The organism is Vibrio scophthalmi LMG 19158 (assembly GCF_000222585.1).
Lineage (GTDB): Bacteria > Pseudomonadota > Gammaproteobacteria > Enterobacterales > Vibrionaceae > Vibrio > Vibrio scophthalmi.
The window spans coordinates 1-16,775 of sequence record NZ_AFWE01000044.1 but is presented as its reverse complement, the minus strand read 5'-3'; the positions used below and the strand labels follow the sequence as shown (position 1 = coordinate 16,775).

Annotated in this window: 13 protein-coding genes; 3 read left to right on the top strand and 10 right to left on the bottom strand. The window is 46.3% G+C overall.

Going from position 1 to position 16,775, the window contains the following annotated elements:
• Positions 1-212: 212 nt before the first annotated feature.
• On the bottom strand, positions 213-4,142 hold the full coding sequence (gene purL / locus RH88_RS02675) for a phosphoribosylformylglycinamidine synthase (protein ID WP_005593286.1): 3,930 nt from the start codon (positions 4,140-4,142) through the stop codon (positions 213-215).
• A 293-nt stretch (positions 4,143-4,435) separates the two neighbouring features.
• Here purL and mltF point away from each other — a divergent pair, with 293 nt between their 5' ends.
• Both mltF and RH88_RS23995 read left to right on the top strand, forming a co-directional pair.
• Positions 4,436-6,001, top strand: coding sequence for a membrane-bound lytic murein transglycosylase MltF (mltF, locus tag RH88_RS02670; protein ID WP_005593285.1), 1,566 nt, complete (start codon positions 4,436-4,438; stop codon positions 5,999-6,001).
• Between the two features lie 282 nt (positions 6,002-6,283).
• Positions 6,284-6,418 carry a hypothetical protein gene (locus RH88_RS23995; RefSeq protein WP_005593284.1) on the top strand — a complete coding sequence of 45 codons (135 nt, stop codon included), beginning with the start codon at positions 6,284-6,286 and terminating at the stop codon, positions 6,416-6,418.
• A 93-nt stretch (positions 6,419-6,511) separates the two neighbouring features.
• Here the strand turns inward: RH88_RS23995 and tadA are convergent, their stop codons facing one another.
• From tadA to RH88_RS02635, 7 genes are all read right to left on the bottom strand, one after another.
• Positions 6,512-7,024 carry a tRNA adenosine(34) deaminase TadA gene (tadA, locus tag RH88_RS02665; protein ID WP_040757813.1) on the bottom strand — a complete coding sequence of 171 codons (513 nt, stop codon included), beginning with the start codon at positions 7,022-7,024 and terminating at the stop codon, positions 6,512-6,514.
• A 152-nt stretch (positions 7,025-7,176) separates the two neighbouring features.
• A complete protein-coding gene (locus RH88_RS02660) occupies positions 7,177-8,457 on the bottom strand; it encodes a hemolysin family protein (RefSeq protein ID WP_005593282.1) in 1,281 nt (426 codons plus the stop codon).
• 127 nt (positions 8,458-8,584) lie between these two features.
• Positions 8,585-10,144: an AbgT family transporter gene (locus tag RH88_RS02655; RefSeq protein WP_005593281.1), complete on the bottom strand. Its 1,560-nt coding sequence runs from the start codon at positions 10,142-10,144 to the stop codon at positions 8,585-8,587.
• Between the two features lie 251 nt (positions 10,145-10,395).
• The gene (locus RH88_RS02650) at positions 10,396-10,878 is read right to left on the bottom strand and encodes a type IV pilus modification PilV family protein (RefSeq protein WP_005593280.1); all 483 of its coding nucleotides are present in this window, start codon (positions 10,876-10,878) and stop codon (positions 10,396-10,398) included.
• Positions 10,868-11,401, bottom strand: coding sequence for a hypothetical protein (locus RH88_RS02645; RefSeq protein WP_241212155.1), 534 nt, complete (start codon positions 11,399-11,401; stop codon positions 10,868-10,870). Before RH88_RS02645 ends, RH88_RS02650 begins: the two co-directional genes overlap by 11 nt.
• A complete protein-coding gene (locus RH88_RS02640) occupies positions 11,398-12,036 on the bottom strand; it encodes a PilW family protein (RefSeq protein ID WP_005593277.1) in 639 nt (212 codons plus the stop codon). Before RH88_RS02640 ends, RH88_RS02645 begins: the two co-directional genes overlap by 4 nt.
• Entirely contained in the window at positions 12,014-12,523 is a 510-nt protein-coding gene (locus tag RH88_RS02635) for a GspH/FimT family pseudopilin (RefSeq protein ID WP_005593274.1), read from the bottom strand. Before RH88_RS02635 ends, RH88_RS02640 begins: the two co-directional genes overlap by 23 nt.
• A 127-nt stretch (positions 12,524-12,650) precedes the next feature.
• Between RH88_RS02635 and RH88_RS02630 the strand changes: the two genes are divergently transcribed.
• Positions 12,651-13,070, top strand: a complete 420-nt coding sequence (locus RH88_RS02630; RefSeq protein ID WP_241212154.1) for a type IV pilin protein — start codon at positions 12,651-12,653, stop codon at positions 13,068-13,070.
• Between the two features lie 107 nt (positions 13,071-13,177).
• On the opposite strand, the gene dnaJ is transcribed toward RH88_RS02630, so the two are convergent.
• Both dnaJ and dnaK read right to left on the bottom strand, forming a co-directional pair.
• The gene (dnaJ, locus tag RH88_RS02625) at positions 13,178-14,326 is read right to left on the bottom strand and encodes a molecular chaperone DnaJ (protein ID WP_005593272.1); all 1,149 of its coding nucleotides are present in this window, start codon (positions 14,324-14,326) and stop codon (positions 13,178-13,180) included.
• 284 nt (positions 14,327-14,610) lie between these two features.
• Complete coding sequence (gene dnaK / locus RH88_RS02620) at positions 14,611-16,524, bottom strand: molecular chaperone DnaK (RefSeq protein WP_005593271.1); 1,914 nt, start codon at positions 16,522-16,524, stop codon at positions 14,611-14,613.
• Positions 16,525-16,775 lie beyond the last annotated feature (251 nt).

Below are 16,775 nucleotides of genomic sequence, written 5' to 3'. Positions count from 1 at the left end.
ATCATTTTGCCTATTTAGGGACAAGTACTGTCAACCACTTTTGAATCCATGTATCTCTCTTTAATATTCCAGCGCATACCTCTCGATTTCTAGAGCGAAGCGTTCCCGCCTCTCGAAGCGTAGCGTCCTATCAGGCTAAGCCCTAAAAGAAAGCGCCAGTCTCTCAACCAGCGCTTTTCTATTTTTGTTAACGTTGACGAACTTTATCGCGATTAACCCACATTCTTACGTGCGTTTTGGAACATACGCATCCACGCGCCATTCTCGCCCCAACCTTCTGGAGACCAAGAGTTGGCAACGGTACGGAATACACGCTCAGGGTGCGGCATCATGATAGTCACGCGACCATCCGTCGTTGTTAGGCCGGTGATAGCGTTTGGTGAACCGTTCGGGTTGTTCGGGTATTGCTGCGTTGGGTTACCGTGGTTATCAACGTAACGCAGTGCAACCGTACCTGAGTTTTCAATCGCATTTAGGTGGTCGTTGTCACGCACTTCTACGCGGCCTTCACCGTGAGAAACCGCGATTGGCATACGAGAACCTTCCATACCGTTAAAGAAGACAGAATCCGATTTCTGAACTTCAACTAGGCTGAAGCGAGCTTCGAAACGCTCTGATTCGTTGCGAACGAAACGTGGCCAGTACTCAGCACCCGGGATAAGTTCACGTAGGTTAGACAGCATCTGACAACCGTTACACACACCGAGAGAGAAAGTATCTTCACGCTTGAAGAAGTTGGCAAATTGCTCACGAGTCGAGTCGTTAAACAAAACCGACTTAGCCCAGCCTTCGCCCGCGCCGAGTACATCACCGTAAGAGAAACCGCCACAAGCCACAAGACCTTGGTACTCATCAAGTACCGCTTGACCGGTAAGGATATCGCTCATGTGAATATCCGTTGCTTCAAAACCTGCACGGTCGAATGCTGCGGCCATTTCAACGTGTGAGTTAACACCCTGCTCACGCAGAATCGCCATCTTAGGCTTCAAGCCTTTGGCAATATATGGCGCAGCAATGTCTTGGTTCACATCAAAGCTCAGTTTCACGTTCAGACCAGGATCTGAGTTGTCTTTCTTCGCTTCATGTTCTTGGTCAGCACATGCTGGGTTATCACGTAGACCTTGCATCTTATGCGTCGTCTCAGCCCAGATAGTACGTAGTTCCGTACGGTTACGTTCAATCACGATAGACTCGCCAGACTTAATCACGAGCTGATCAGAATCTTCAACAGAACCGATAATGTGTGAACACGCTTCTAGACCGTTTGCAGCAAGCGTAGAAAGAACAGCGTCTAAATCATCGTTGCGAACTTGGATGACCGCACCTAGCTCTTCGTTGAATAGTGCGGCCAAAGTGTCTTCACTGTTCTCTGATGCAGCTAAAAGCGCTTCAATGTTTGCATTAACACCACAGTGACCTGCGAACGCCATTTCAGCTAGAGTAACGAATAGACCGCCGTCGCCTTTATCGTGGTAAGCGACAACTTGGTCGTTAGCAACCAGCGTTTGAACGCCTTCGTAGAAACCTTTTAGTTGCGCCGCGTTGTCTACGTCAGCGGGCTTATCACCAAGTTGTTTGTAAACTTGCGCTAGTGCCGTGGCACCTAAACGGTTTTTGCCGTTACCTAGGTCGATAAGAACTAAGCTTGTAGCGCCTAAGCCTTCAAGGTTATTCGGGGTGCGCAGCTGAGGCGTAATCGTTTTACGAACATCTTCAACACGTGCAAACGCAGTGATAACAAGAGATAGCGGAGACGTGACTTCTTTCTGTTCGCCATTATCTTCCCATTTAGTCTTCATCGACATAGAGTCTTTACCCACCGGGATAGTAAGACCCAACGCTGGACATAGCTCTTCACCAACCGCTTTAACCGCTTCGTAAAGACCGGCATCTTCACCTGGGTGACCCGCTGGAGACATCCAGTTCGCCGACAGTTTAATGTGTTTGATATCGCCGATATTGGTCGCTGCGATGTTAGTGATTGCTTCACCAACTGCTAGACGAGCTGATGCGCCGAAGTCTAGTAGTGCCACTGGCGTACGCTCACCAAGAGACATCGCCTCACCGTGGTAAGAGTCGTAACTTGCCGCCGTTACCGCACAGTTAGCAACAGGTACCTGCCATGGACCCACCATTTGGTCACGAGCCACAAGGCCAGTTACTGAACGGTCACCAATAGTGATAAGGAAGGTTTTCTCAGCCACGGTTGGTAGACGAAGAACGCGGTCAACCGCTTCGTTGATTTCGATACCAGAACGATCAATCGCGGGATTGTTCACTTTTAGCGTTTGCGCGTCACGGTGCATCTTAGGTGTTTTACCTAATAAGATGTCCATTGGCATATCGATTGGCGTGTTGTCGAAGTGTGAATCTTGCAGTTTAAGTTCACGCTCTTCCGTTGCCTTACCGACCACTGCGTATGGTGCACGCTCACGCTTACAAATCGCATCGAACGTTGGCATGTCTTTATCCGCTACCGCCATTACATAGCGCTCTTGAGATTCGTTACACCAGATCTCAAGTGGGCTCATACCCGGCTCATCGTTTGGTACGTCACGTAGGTTAAAGATACCGCCACGCTCACCGTCGTCTACTAACTCAGGAAGGGCATTTGAGATACCACCCGCGCCCACATCGTGGATAAAGGCGATTGGGTTGGCATCACCTAGCTGCCAACAACGGTCAATCACTTCCTGACAACGACGCTCCATCTCTGGGTTTTCACGTTGTACCGAAGCGAAATCTAAATCTTCAGAAGAAGAACCAGAATCCATAGAAGATGCCGCACCGCCACCAAGGCCGATGTTCATCGCAGGACCACCAAGAACGATTAGGCTTGCACCGACTGGGATCTCTTTCTTCTGCACATGCTCATCACGGATATTACCTAGGCCACCAGCTAGCATGATTGGCTTGTGGTAACCACGCACTTCAACACCAGCGTGAGAGTTTACTTTTTCTTCGTAAGTACGGAAGTAACCAAGTAGGTTTGGACGACCAAATTCATTGTTGAATGCAGCGCCACCAAGTGGGCCTTCAAGCATGATATCTAACGCAGTAACGATACGGCTTGGCTTACCAAAATCGGTTTCCCAAGGCTGAACAAAGTTCGGGATTTTAAGGTTCGAGACAGAGAATGCCACAAGACCTGCTTTTGGCTTACCACCAATACCCGTTGCGCCTTCATCGCGGATCTCGCCACCAGAACCCGTTGATGCACCCGGCCATGGGGAAATAGCCGTTGGGTGGTTATGGGTTTCAACTTTCATCAAGATGTGAGTCTTCTCTTGATGGTAGTTGTACTGGCGAGTTTCTGGATCTGGGAAGAAACGACCCACTTCTGAGCCCGTCATGACTGCCGCGTTATCTTTATAAGCAGAAAGAACGTGATCAGGGGTGACTTCAAAGGTGTTCTTAATCATCTTGAACAATGATTTATCTTGTTTAACACCGTCGATAGTCCAATCTGCGTTAAAGATCTTATGACGACAGTGCTCAGAGTTCGCTTGAGCAAACATCATTAATTCGATATCAGTAGGGTTACGGCCAAGCTTTTCGGTAAAGCTTTCTAGCAAGTAATCAATCTCATCTTCAGCTAAAGCAAGACCTAGGGTAACGTTTGCTTTTTCAAGCGCAGCGCGACCACCGTCCAGTAGATCCACTTCAGCGTATGGTGCAGGTTGTGACACTTTAAACAGTGCCTCTGCAGATTCAACATCGGTGAAAACCACTTCCATCATACGATCGTGCAAGATGGCTTTAAGCTCAAGCTTTTGCAGTTCGTTCAGCTCTGTAGAGGTTTCAACATAATACGCTGTACCGCGCTCAAGACGTTGAACTTGGTCCAAACCGCAGTTACGAGCAATATCTGTTGCTTTTGAAGACCATGGCGAGATAGTGCCTGGGCGTGGCGTCACAAGAAGTAGCAATCCTGCAGGATCGTGCTCTTCAATAGTTGGGCCATAAGTGAGGAGTTTTTCTAACTTCTCAAGCTCAGGCTGAGCAAGCTCGGCCGTCAAGTTAGCAAAATGCATAAACTCAGCGTAAATAGCGGTCACAGGTAATTGCTGTTCACGGCAAAGTTCAAGAAGCTTGTTAACACGAAACTCTGAAAGAGCTGGGGAGCCACGCAAAATTCTCATGTGCTTAGGTCTCTCTACGATTAATGAAAGTAATATTGGAATAAATTCAAATGGTTAAATAACATCCATTACAAACTCATGCCAATCCTACCTAGCCGTTGCGCAGGCATTATAAAGCAATTGTTTTTGTGATGTAACATCAAAAGCAAACGTTTGCGCACTTTTTTTTGTCAAATTTGAATTACAGCTAAATTGTGCAAAAACAAAGCGGTGGTCGCGATCGCTTTCGCTGCACTTTGCCTTATCTCGCCACTCTGATATAAAGGCCATACATGAAGTATGAGAATCACTAAATGAGTAGCCAATTTTTAACCAAAGCACGGACCTATTTTGTGCTTGTTTTCAGCGCGGTTTTACTCGCTGGCTGTCAGATCGAATCTGAACCAAAAAGCGACCTAGACCAAATCCGCGAACGCGGTGTATTGCGTGTGGGTACCCTAAATAATCAGCTTTCTTACTACATCGGTCCCGATGGCCCTGCTGGTTTGGATTATGAAATTGCGCGTCAGTTCGCTAAAGAGCTTGGCGTACGTTTGGAAATGAAACCCGCTTATCGCATTTCAAACCTTTATCCTGCATTGGAAAATGGCGAAATAGATATTATTGCCGCAGGCCTTACCCAATCTCCTGAACGTATGCAGCGCTTTCGCCCTGGCCCTGCGTATTACTACGTCAGCCAGCAGTTGATCTATGAGAAAGGCAAATGGCGCCCACGTAATCTTGAGCAATTGTTAGCTAAGCAAAACGAATTAATTGAAGAAAATGAAGGACAGCCGATTGTCACTATCGTTGGCGATTCTCATTTCAACCAGACACTCAGCAAAATTCAGCAAGAACACCCTGAGTTTAAGTTTACGATTGATCCCAATGCCGATGTCAATGACCTACTAAAAGAGGTCTCTGAAAGTGACATTCGCTTTACTGTGGCAGATTCAGTGGAAGTCTCCTTATCACAACGCATCTACCCTGATGTGGCGACCGCATTTGAATTAACAGAAGATCAACCAACATCGTGGTTCTTACGTCGCTCTGAAGATGAAAGCCTGTATGCGATGGTGATTGAGTTCTTCGGCCATTTAAAACAATCGGGTGAACTGGCTCAATTAGAAGAGAAATACATCGGTCATGTAGGCTCATTTGATTACGTTGATACCCGTGCGTTTATCCGTGCACTGGATAACAAGCTGCCGAAATGGTCACCGTTATTTAAACAATATTCCGAAGAGTTCGATTGGCGCTTAATCGCGGCACTGGCTTACCAAGAATCACATTGGAACCCAATGGCAAAATCACCGACAGGTGTACGCGGAATGATGATGCTGACGCTGCCAACGGCGAAAAGTGTGGGAGTAACCAACCGCCTTGATCCCGAACAATCAGTAAAAGGCGGGGTTGAGTACCTACGTAGAATGGTGGCACGCATTCCTGACTCGATTGAGCAACATGAGAAGATTTGGTTTGCGTTAGCTTCTTACAACGTCGGCTACGGTCACGTGATGGATGCTCGTCGCCTCACTAAGAAGCAAGGCGGTAATCCTGACCAATGGTCTGATGTAAAAGAGCGCTTACCTCTTTTACGCCAAGCGAAGTACCATCGCCAAACCCGTTACGGCTATGCGCGTGGTGATGAAGCGAAAAACTACGTCGAGAATATTCGTCGTTACTACCAGAGCATTATTGGCCACATTGAGCAACAAACGCCTGATGAAGGAGAAGTTGATATCAACGATTTAACAGTGATTCAACTCGACCCGAGCGTCTTGTCAGCGGCAAGCAGTTCAATAAGCCCTGCTTCTACCGCAATACCTGCCGTTTCAGGCAGTGTATCTGCCGCTAGCGTAGCCAAAAGCGAAGAATAACGGCGAGATAAGCGAATCCAAATCAAAAGAGCCTCACTTAGTTGAGGCTCTTGCTTGATATTTGCCCTACAAACCAGAGATACTCACTGCCCTTCGCGCAAGCAGAGCAACTGACTCACTCATAGACCTCTGCTGACTATCATCCGCGAAGCTGCTTTCGGACTCCTAATACCACACAACACTGCACTCACTCTTCACTCCGTTTTACGAGCAAGAGAGGGGACGTTTGTGTTGAATTTTAGGAATATTTGATTTTACAGATATCTGTAGGAGATTGTGATTATGCGTAAACGTCGCATGCAATCAAAACGCCTTACAAAGACTGTTGCTGCTAACCGCCGTAAACGCAAGCTAGTCAACAACAAGAAAAAGGTGATTGCCCGCCATCGAGCATTCATGCAGCTATCAAGTTACTGAGCCTTCAGCTGACTTTAGCTCAACTTGAGTGTTAGATGAGACGAGAAGGTTAGTAAATAGCGGTTGATATTTACTAACCTCACTTCCAAAGGGTTACTCACCCTGATCGGCTTCTTTCTTTTCTGCTTGCTTACGCGCTTTAATCTCTTTACGGCGACGCTTAAAAAAAGCCTGCAATTGACTGCGACAATCCTCTTCAAGTAACCCATGTTCAACCTGTGCGTAATGATACGCCGCTTGATGTTCAAAGAGATTGAGAACCGTTCCCGCCGCGCCCGCTTTAAGGTCAGGGGCACCAAAGACAACACGCTTCACACGGCTATGCAGTAAAGCACCAGCACACATTGGACATGGCTCTAAAGTGACATAGAGCGTGGTATCCAGTAAGCGATAATTTTCCACCGCTTGTCCGGCTTTACGAATTGCCTGCATCTCGGCGTGAGCACTGGCATCATGCTGGCCAATAGATTGGTTCCAACCTTCTGCAATCACTTCACCATCTTTCACTAGCACCGCGCCAACCGGTACTTCCCCTTCCAACTCAGCCTGTGCAGCCAAAGCCATCGCGCGGCGCATAAAATGCTCATCTTGGGCGCTAAATTGCAACGACGAATCCGCAGGCGACGACGTCGCAGATTGAAGTGAAGAGTGTGGTTGAGAATGGGATTGCGACAAAGTCGGCTCCTAAAGACGAACAAAAAAATAGGTATGCGGCAAAGCATACCTAATCTTAGACACAATGGACAACAGTGCGTGTATTACTCGCTCGCTTGCTGCTCAATTGGCGTCACTTTTACACTGACGATACGGTTATTTTCCACCGCCACGATTTCGAAGTGCCACTGCTGGCAATCGATCACTTCACCGATCTCTGGCAGACGACCCAGTAACCATGTAACCCAACCATTCAGCGTTTGGAAGCCTTCACTTTCCCCTTCGAGTTCAGACAGCTCTAAGCGGTTTTTCAGCTCACTAATTGGAATCAAACCATCGACGAACAGTTCGCCATCAATCTCTTCAGACCAAAGATCATTAGGATTGTTTGACAGTTCACCCGCAATCGCTTCCAACACATCATAGTGCGTCACAAGGCCTTGGACATCGCCATACTCATCAACAATAAACGCCATCTCCGAGCCTGACTCTTTAAAGTAAGTCAGTAGACGTAAGCCTTTCATTGATTCAGGAATATAGACCGGTGCTTTCGACAGCCCCATAATCACTTGCATATTGAGGTTATTTGCTTGGTTGAGCAGAGCCTTGGCCGACACCGTACCAACAATCTTATTCATATGCCCCTGACACAACGGGAAGACACTGTGCTTGGTTGAGCGAAGTCGCTTGAGGAGCTGTTCAATCGGCTGATCGATATCAATGAAGTCTACGTCGCGACGCGGGGTCATCAACGAACTGACTAAGCGGTCATCAAGCTGCAAAATATTGCGGATCATCTCTTGCTCACCGCGCTCAATCACACCTGACTCTGAACCTTCTTTCACCAGCGCGTGAATGTCGTCTTCCGTCACACTGTCTTCTTGGCTTTTTTGACCCAATAATTTCAACAATGTCTCAGTAGACCAAGATAGCGCGAAGACAAATGGTGTGGTGATTTTTGAAATCCAATAAATTGGCAAAGCGACCAACACAGCAATCGTTTCTGCTTGAGATTGCGCAAAACGTTTCGGCACAAGCTCACCAACAACAATCGCAAAATAAGTAATACCCACCACGACAATCGCTGTCGAAAAAATATCAGCTTGAGTCGCATCTAAGCCCCAAAGCTCAAGCTGTGCCGCTAATGGTACTGATAACGTGGCTTCACCCACAATACCGCTCAATAGACCAATCACGGTAATACCAATTTGGATGGTAGAGAGAAAACGCGTGGGATTTTCTTTTAGGTCGAGTGCAACTTGAGCGGCACGATGCTTTTTAGCTAAGCGTTTAAGTCGACTATTTTTGGCTGCGACTAAAGCGATCTCTGACATCGCAAATAGACCGTTTAAAACAATTAACCCTACTAAAAGCAGAATTTTCATAGTTGGTGATTTTCCATGTATAACGGCAATTGCCGTCGCATGCAGTGTATAGCGTGTCGCAAATAAAAAAAAGCCTACCCTGTCGGGTAGGCTTGTAACCATTTGTATCGACTACATCAAGCAGTGATTACATTGCGTAAGTGTACGGCGCTTGGATACCTAGAGGAATACCAATCATCCAGTATGCGATTAGGAAGATAGACCAACCAATTAGCATTGCGATAGAGAAAGGCATCATCAAAGATGCTAGCGTACCGATACCCGTCGACTTCACGTAACGTTGACAGTAAACCACAACAAGCGGGAAGAATACCATCAGTGGAGAGATGATGTTCGATACCGAGTCACCCACGCGGTATGCCGCTTGAGAAAGTTCTGGAGAGATACCCACTGCCATTAGCATTGGCACTAGGATTGGACCAATCAAAGCCCATTTCGCAGAAGAAGAACCGATTAGTAGGTTAACCGACGCCGTTAGTAGAATCATACCAACGATCGTTGCTTCACCCGACAGGTTCATCGCTTTCAGGCCTTCAGCACCGTATAACGCCAGCATAGTACCAATGTTTGACTGAGCAAATACAGATAGGAACTGTGCACAGAAGAACGACATTACAATGTATGCGCCCATGGTAGACATGGTCGTTGCCATCGCTTTGATAACGTCATTGCTGGTTTTAAACGTGCCCGCTACTTTACCGTAAACGTAACCAGGAATGATAAACAGGATAAAGATCAGTGGAACGATTGACTTCATTACTGGAGCGTCAAAAGCCGTCAATTCACCATTTGGTGAACGCAACGCTGACGTTTCAGGAATAAGTGCCGCGACAAGTAGTGCGATACCCGCCACCATCGCCCAACCAGCAGCGCGGAACGCTTTTGACTCAATAGCAGTGAACGTACCTAGATCCGGTGCTTTTTCTGCATCTTCATCCATAGGCATATTTGCTAAGCGTGGTTCAATGATCTTTTCAGTTACATACCAACCAATCAAGATGATGATGATTGAAGATAAACCCGTGAAGTAAATGTTTGCTAGTGGGTTAACAATGTATTCTGGATCTAAAACTTGAGCGGCAGATTGCGTGAAACTTGCCAATAATGGATCGATACCAGAAGGAATAAAGTTCGCTGAGAAACCACCCGATACACCAGCGAATGCTGCTGCAATACCCGCTAGAGGGTGACGACCCGCTGCGTGGAAGATGATACCACCAAGAGGGATGACCAATACGTAACCCGCATCCGCTGCTGTGTGCGATACGATCGCAACCAAGATCAGCATTGGCGTTAATAGTTTTGCTGGCGTGAAGTTCAGCATTTTCTTTAGGCCAGTCGTGATAAAGCCAGAAGAGTCAGCCACACCAACACCTAGCATCGCAACCAATACGATACCTAGTGGCGCAAAACCTGTGAATGTCGTCACCATGTTCGCAAGGAAGCTAGCAAGCGCTTCGCCCGTTAACAAGTTAGTAACTGAAAGTGCTTCACCGGTGCGAGGGTTTACAAGATCAAACGTAACGTTTGATAAAAGGGCAGATAGCACCCAAGTGATCACGAGAGCCCAGAAGAACAGAATCGCTGGATCTGGAATTTTGTTGCCGGCGCGTTCAATCGCGTTTAGGAAGCGATCCATACCACTCGGCTTTGGTGATGGTGCTTTATTTACAGCTTGATTACTCATGGTAATTCCATATGTGATGTTGTGACTTATGACCTATAGATAGAATTATTATTTCGGTCGATTGTTAGTTGTGCATTTTATTCAATTCACAACACAAAAGCACATAGTCCTGAAAGAATTTCCATATTTGGAGACATATTTTGCAAAACTGGCAAGACAACATAACAACCACAACACCAATTCACTCACAAACAGCAAACTGTATTTAACGATTATGTAAAGAATTGCAATTTTAACGTGCCAGAAGCAATTTATTGCTCATCGAACTCACTGTATCTCGATAAGTAACTGTTCAAAGAGAGCTGATGAGAGCCTACAGCAGATGATAGCGACAATACGGGTATCAATGGATGCCCTTGAACTCTTCGCGGCCAACTCACTATAACGGTGACCTGTTTTAACTTCCCCGCTAAGGCGCCACTCACAGCCTTTACCTCGCAGGTCAAACTATACCGAGATCCGCTCAGAGCATTTATGCCCTGCCCACAATATTGCGGTAGCGCTAGATCAGCAAAAGCGATCAAGCCAACACCACCGCTAGTGTTCGCCGCACGAGTGCGAAAGTGCTCCATTTGTTGTTCAGCCAAATGCAATGCTTCTAAGCTATGGAGCGTAAAGCTCGTCTGCTGTGCCAGCTTCGCTTGTAAGTGGATCAAACCTAACGCTGCTACCGTGATCAAAGCAAACGAAACCATCACCTCCAATAAGGTAAAACCGTGCGCTTTACCAATCACGCCACGATCCCTGTAACCAAAAATAGACCATTTGCCCATCATGCAGCTTAGCAACCACACTTTTACTCACCAACCGTTGATGCTGCCATGCAAATACCAAACGATAGTGATGAGTCGTGTCCAGTTCGGTAAAGAGCGCTTGATGAGTTAAGTCGTTCAAACAAAGACTTTGCATCTCACTCAACGCCGTTGAGCTATTTCCTTCAGTGAGTTCGGCTGGATTGGCATTGGAGACTCGAAGATAGGTAAAAAGGCACTCAATGGCACCTTCCGCCATCCAGTGCAAGCGGCGCGCAGTTAACTCATTCTGACCAATTTTGATTTGATGGAAAGTGATCCGATAATTGCCCAATGTGAGCAGCAGAATCACGACCAGCAACAATGAGGTCAATAACAGAGTAACGGCACCTTGCTGTCGTCTAATTGGAAGCTGTGGCTTTGTGGAAAATTGCAGCCTTATTGGACGTCGCAACCTGAATGAACATCGAGGCTTAATTGAGTTAATTGAAAATGATGAATTCATTGCCAATTTCTCTGCGTGACATCAACGGTTAGCTGGCGAGAATCATTAAGATCTAAACTTTGCACTGCCAGCGTTAAATGCCACAACGCAGAATAGGCGTGGCTGTTACTCAAAGGTGAAGAGGTTATGGCAAACGAGGTAACCCGTAGTACACGCTCATCAAGTAAACTGCGACACGCTTGGATCTGATGAAGGGGTTTTATTGCTGAAGATAAAGCACTCCCCTGCTCGCACACCATTAGCTTTCCGCTGTTGAGGTAATAACGCACCATTCGATAGTTATCATTACTCGCCATCTCTCGGTAATAGGCTAAGCCAAATTCACTGGCACCATTTTGCTCAATCACATTCGCGGCACTCATTAAGCGCAAGGTATGACCAAAACCATTATCGAATCCTGCACGCTGAATATCTTCTTCAATGGTTTGAAAAGCATTGCTCATCGATTGCAGCAAATAGAGTTGTTGGCTTTTTTGTCGTGCAATTTTTTGTGCCGAAATAAACAGACTGCCGACTAACGCGAGAGCTAGTGAACCTAAGGTCGCAGCGAGCATCACTTCCACCAGCGAAAATCCAGCATTTACCCGCCCTGACTTTTGCCTATCACGGTGTTTAACTGCAAACGGGATAACCATATCGATCCTCACTGCCACTGCATACTTTCACCCTTCCAGGAGGATTGGCGATGATCACACGCAGCGCGCCACTGGGATCATTGTGTGGATTAAAAGCGATATGACCACCATTAGGACGACCACGTACTCCATCAAAGCTAATGTATGCCGAATGGTAACTGTGTTGAATGCTGATATTGGCGTAAGCCGCACCATCCAAATGCAGCAATAATTGCCCTGTTGATGTAGAAGAGTCGGTAAGCGTGAGATGCCAAACTCCGCCGGTTATCCGCGTAGAGTGAGCAAATGAAAAGTGTACATAGAGCTTTTTATTGCGGGTAATCGCTTCTGACTTCGCTTGCATTAAAAATCCATTCAACGCACCAGCCAAACGCTGCATTTTTACTTTATTCAATAGCGCATCAAAACTAGGCGCAGCGAAAAACAGCAAACTCACCGTTATCGCCAAAGTGATGATCAGCTCTATTAAGGTAAAGCCTCGAACCATTTCTCAAAATCCTTTGCAAGCCGATGGGTAAGTAAATTCAATCTTGCATCCATGCTAGCAGCTCAGAAAAATAAGCGATAAAGCAGGTAGAAAGTTCTGAAAACGAATCCAATTTGACGGTGCAAACATGGCAAACAAAAGATTAAAGGCAATGACACTGATCGAGCTATTGATCGTGATGACGATAATTTCAATCATCACCAGCGTTGCTTACCCTAGCTTTAAAAGGCAAAGCATCAAAGCCAAACGAATGGTTGCGCTGGCGGACCTAAGCCGAATGCAACTCTACTTAGAAAACAGCTACAACCAAGATGCAAATCAAGACTATTCCGTAGCAAAACAGAGTGTCATCTCTGCGGCCAACTGCTTAGTTTGTCAAAGTAATACGCAGCATTATCGTTTCTCGGTGGTCATTACCGCTGACGGTTACACCTTAATGGCCTTACCGCTCAACCAGCAACAAGATGATCCATGCTTAAATACCCCAACCGATACGCTAAGTTTGAATCAAGCAGGAGTGGCACAGCCGTCAACTTGTTGGTATTAGCACTTTGATTAGTATGAGTGAACAAGACAACAGATGATCAAACCATGCGATCGCAGATACAAAAAAGCCCGCTAAATTAGCGGGCTTTCAAATCAGTCATAACGACATTAACTGGTTAGATCATCAAAGAACTTTTTCACACCGTTGAAAAAACCTTCCGATTTAGGCTTATGCTTAGTTGCTGCATCGCCACCACAAGATTCTTCAAATTCTCTTAGCAGTTCTTTTTGACGTGAGCTCAGGTTAACTGGCGTCTCAACCACAAGTTTGACGATCAAATCGCCAATACCGCCGCCACGAACGCCTTTAACACCCTTGCCACGCATACGGAACATACGGCCAGTTTGCGTTTCAGAAGGTACTTTCAGACTAACACGACCATCCAGCGTTGGGACTTCAACTTCACCACCCAGTGCTGCCATTGCAAAGCTCACTGGTACTTCACAGTAAAGGTTATTGCCTTCACGTTCGAAAATATGGTGCTCTTTAACATGTACTTGAACGTATAGATCACCCGCTGGTGCGCCCATTTCTCCCGCTTCACCTTCGCCCGTTAGACGAATGCGGTCACCGGTATCCACGCCTGCTGGAATCTTAACGTTAAGGGTTTTCGTCTTCTGCTTACGGCCTTGACCATGACACACATTACATGGGTCTTTAATGATCTTACCTTGACCATGACAGGTAGGACAGGTTTGTTGTACCGCGAAGAAACCTTGACGCATTTGTACTTGGCCGTGGCCATGACAAGTGCCACAAGTATCTGCTGAAGTGCCTTTCTTCGCGCCGCTACCATCACAGCTATCACAATGAACCAGCGTTGGGATTTCAATCTCTTTTGATACACCACGAACCGCTTCTTCTAGAGAAAGCTCCATGTTGTAACGCAAATCTGAACCGCGCTGTGCACGTGAATGGCCACCACCACCGCGACGACCGCCGCCGAAGATATCGCCAAATACGTCACCAAAAATGTCGCCGAAATCAGCACCACCGCCACCAAAACCACCGCCGTAGCCGCCACCGCCTTGTTCAAAGGCTGCGTGACCATATTGATCGTACGCCGCTTTCTTTTGAGGATCGGTTAGGATTTCGTACGCTTCTTTTACTTCTTTAAACTTGTCTGATGCAGTGTCATCACCCTGATTGCGGTCTGGGTGGAATTTCATCGCTAAGCGCTTATACGCTTTCTTAATTTCGCGCTCTTCTGCATCACGGCTTACGCCTAATACTTCGTAAAAATCACGTTTTGACATGTTCTAGGTCACCAAAATAATTGCCACTACCGAATGGTCACTTCAGTAGTCTGTGTATCAATCTAGATAAAAGTTCTGCCGGCTGAAACGCCGAATAAAGCTATTATCTAGATCGACAAGTCTAAATACAAATTTACGGGCGTGAGAGTTACCTCTGACGCCCGTATTAATAAGTCTTCGAGACAAATTTCTAAGCAGATAGCTTGAGCTCTAGGAGGAAGCGCGGAGCCTACGCTAGTAGGTGAGCACTTCCGATAACGAAATCAGGCTACTCTGCGACGAAATTATTTTTTGTCGTCTTTAACTTCTTCAAACTCCGCATCTACAACATCATCTTCTTGAGACTGTTGTTGTTGACCCGCGTCAGCACCTTGTTGTGCTTGAGCTTGCTGTTGAGCGATTTCCATTAGCTTTTGAGCTGCTGCTGCTAGCGCTTGAACTTTCGCATCGATTGCTTCTTTGTCGTCGCCTTTACGTGCAACTTCAAGTTCAGCGATTGCTGCTTCAATCTTCTCTTTCTCATCTGCTGGAAGTGCTTCACCAGCTTCTTCGATTTGCTTACGAGTACCGTGAATCATTTGGTCAGCTTGGTTACGTGCTGTCGCTAGCTCTTCGAACTTTTTGTCCGCTTCTTTGTTAGCTTCAGCTTCTTGAACCATTTTCTCGATGTCTTCATCGCTTAGACCGCCAGAAGCTTGGATCGTGATCTTCTGCTCTTTGCCAGTCTGCTTGTCTTTCGCAGATACGTGCAGGATACCATCCGCATCTAGGTCGAAAGTTACTTCGATTTGTGGCATACCACGTGGTGCAGCTTGAATGCCTTCTAGGTTGAATTGACCTAGAGATTTGTTCAGGCTAGCTTGCTTACGCTCACCTTGGATTACGTGGATAGTTACTGCGCTTTGGTTGTCTTCTGCAGTAGAGAAAACTTGGTTCGCTTTTGTTGGGATAGTCGTGTTCTTCTCAACAAGCTTAGTCATTACGCCGCCCATCGTCTCGATACCTAGAGACAGTGGAGTAACGTCTAGTAGCAATACGTCTGTTACTTCGCCCGCTAGTACACCACCTTGAACTGCAGCACCCATTGCTACTGCTTCATCAGGGTTTACATCGCGACGTGCTTCTTTACCGAAGAATTCAGCAACTTTCGCTTGAACCATAGGCATACGAGTTTGACCACCCACTAGGATAACATCTGTGATGTCGCCTACTGATAGGTCTGCATCTGCTAGAGCAACTTTTAGAGGCTCTAGAGAACGTTGTACTAGGTCTTCAACTAGAGATTCTAGTTTCGCACGAGTCACTTTAACGTTCATGTGCTTAGGACCAGTTGCATCTGCAGTTACGTAAGGTAGGTTTACGTCAGTTTGAGTAGTAGAAGAAAGCTCGATCTTCGCTTTTTCTGCTGCTTCTTTAACACGCTGCATTGCTAGAGGATCAGTCTTAAGATTGATGCCTTGCTCTTTTTGGAACTCGTCAACTAGGTAGTTGATCATACGAGTATCGAAATCTTCACCACCAAGGTGAGTGTCACCGTTAGTTGCTAGAACTTCGAACGTTTTCTCGCCTTCTACTTCATCGATTTCGATGATAGAGATATCGAATGTACCACCACCAAGGTCGTATACTGCGATAGTGCGATCGCCGCCTTTCTTATCAAGACCGTATGCAAGTGCTGCTGCAGTTGGTTCGTTGATAATACGTTTAACTTCTAGACCTGCGATACGGCCAGCGTCTTTAGTTGCTTGACGTTGTGCATCGTTAAAGTATGCAGGAACAGTGATAACAGCAGCAGTAACTTCTTCACCAAGAAAATCTTCTGCTGTTTTCTTCATTTTTTTCAGGATTTCAGCTGAAACTTGAGGAGCAGCCATTTTTTGGCCTTGCGCTTCTACCCAAGCATCACCGTTGTCTGCCGCTACAATTTTGTAAGGCATGATTTCGATGTCGCGTTGAACTTCTTGATCTTCAAAACGACGACCGATCAAACGCTTGATTGCAAATAGCGTGTTAGTTGGGTTTGTAACAGCTTGGCGCTTAGCAGGTTGACCTACTAGTGTTTCACCGTCTGTGTATGCAACAACAGATGCGGTTGTACGTTCGCCTTCCGCGTTTTCAATTACGCGTGGTTTGTCGCCGTCTAAAACTGCAACACAAGAGTTAGTAGTACCTAAATCAATACCAATGATTCTACCCATCAGGCTATCTCCGAATAAATTCTATTTTATTTTGCTCTATCCCATATGTGGGGATAGAGAATTGGGTTTCAACCCTTGCTCACAAACAAACATTGTTATGTTTGCTTCTTGTATGCACCTTAGATAAGGGCGTCAAAACGCATTTCAAGGGAAAAGGTGAAAAAAATTAGAAATTTTTAGCTTAAACCGAAGGTCTCACCCCTTTTCGCATCTAACGCATGTCATTCATTTCATTATTTAGATTCCCGACT

Bases quoted from the DNA above. Each gene is read 5' to 3' on its own strand.
- RH88_RS02645 (WP_241212155.1), bottom strand. From the start codon at position 11,401: ATGAATTCATCATTTTCAATTAACTCAATTAAGCCTCGATGTTCATTC.
- RH88_RS02640 (WP_005593277.1), bottom strand. From the start codon at position 12,036: ATGGTTATCCCGTTTGCAGTTAAACACCGTGATAGGCAAAAGTCAGGG.
- RH88_RS02660 (WP_005593282.1), bottom strand. From the start codon at position 8,457: ATGAAAATTCTGCTTTTAGTAGGGTTAATTGTTTTAAACGGTCTATTT.
- RH88_RS02630 (WP_241212154.1), top strand. From the start codon at position 12,651: ATGGCAAACAAAAGATTAAAGGCAATGACACTGATCGAGCTATTGATC.
- dnaJ (WP_005593272.1), bottom strand. From the start codon at position 14,326: ATGTCAAAACGTGATTTTTACGAAGTATTAGGCGTAAGCCGTGATGCA.
- mltF (WP_005593285.1), top strand. From the start codon at position 4,436: ATGAGTAGCCAATTTTTAACCAAAGCACGGACCTATTTTGTGCTTGTT.
- dnaK (WP_005593271.1), bottom strand. From the start codon at position 16,524: ATGGGTAGAATCATTGGTATTGATTTAGGTACTACTAACTCTTGTGTT.
- purL (WP_005593286.1), bottom strand. From the start codon at position 4,142: ATGAGAATTTTGCGTGGCTCCCCAGCTCTTTCAGAGTTTCGTGTTAAC.
- RH88_RS23995 (WP_005593284.1), top strand. From the start codon at position 6,284: ATGCGTAAACGTCGCATGCAATCAAAACGCCTTACAAAGACTGTTGCT.
- RH88_RS02635 (WP_005593274.1), bottom strand. From the start codon at position 12,523: ATGGTTCGAGGCTTTACCTTAATAGAGCTGATCATCACTTTGGCGATA.
- RH88_RS02655 (WP_005593281.1), bottom strand. From the start codon at position 10,144: ATGAGTAATCAAGCTGTAAATAAAGCACCATCACCAAAGCCGAGTGGT.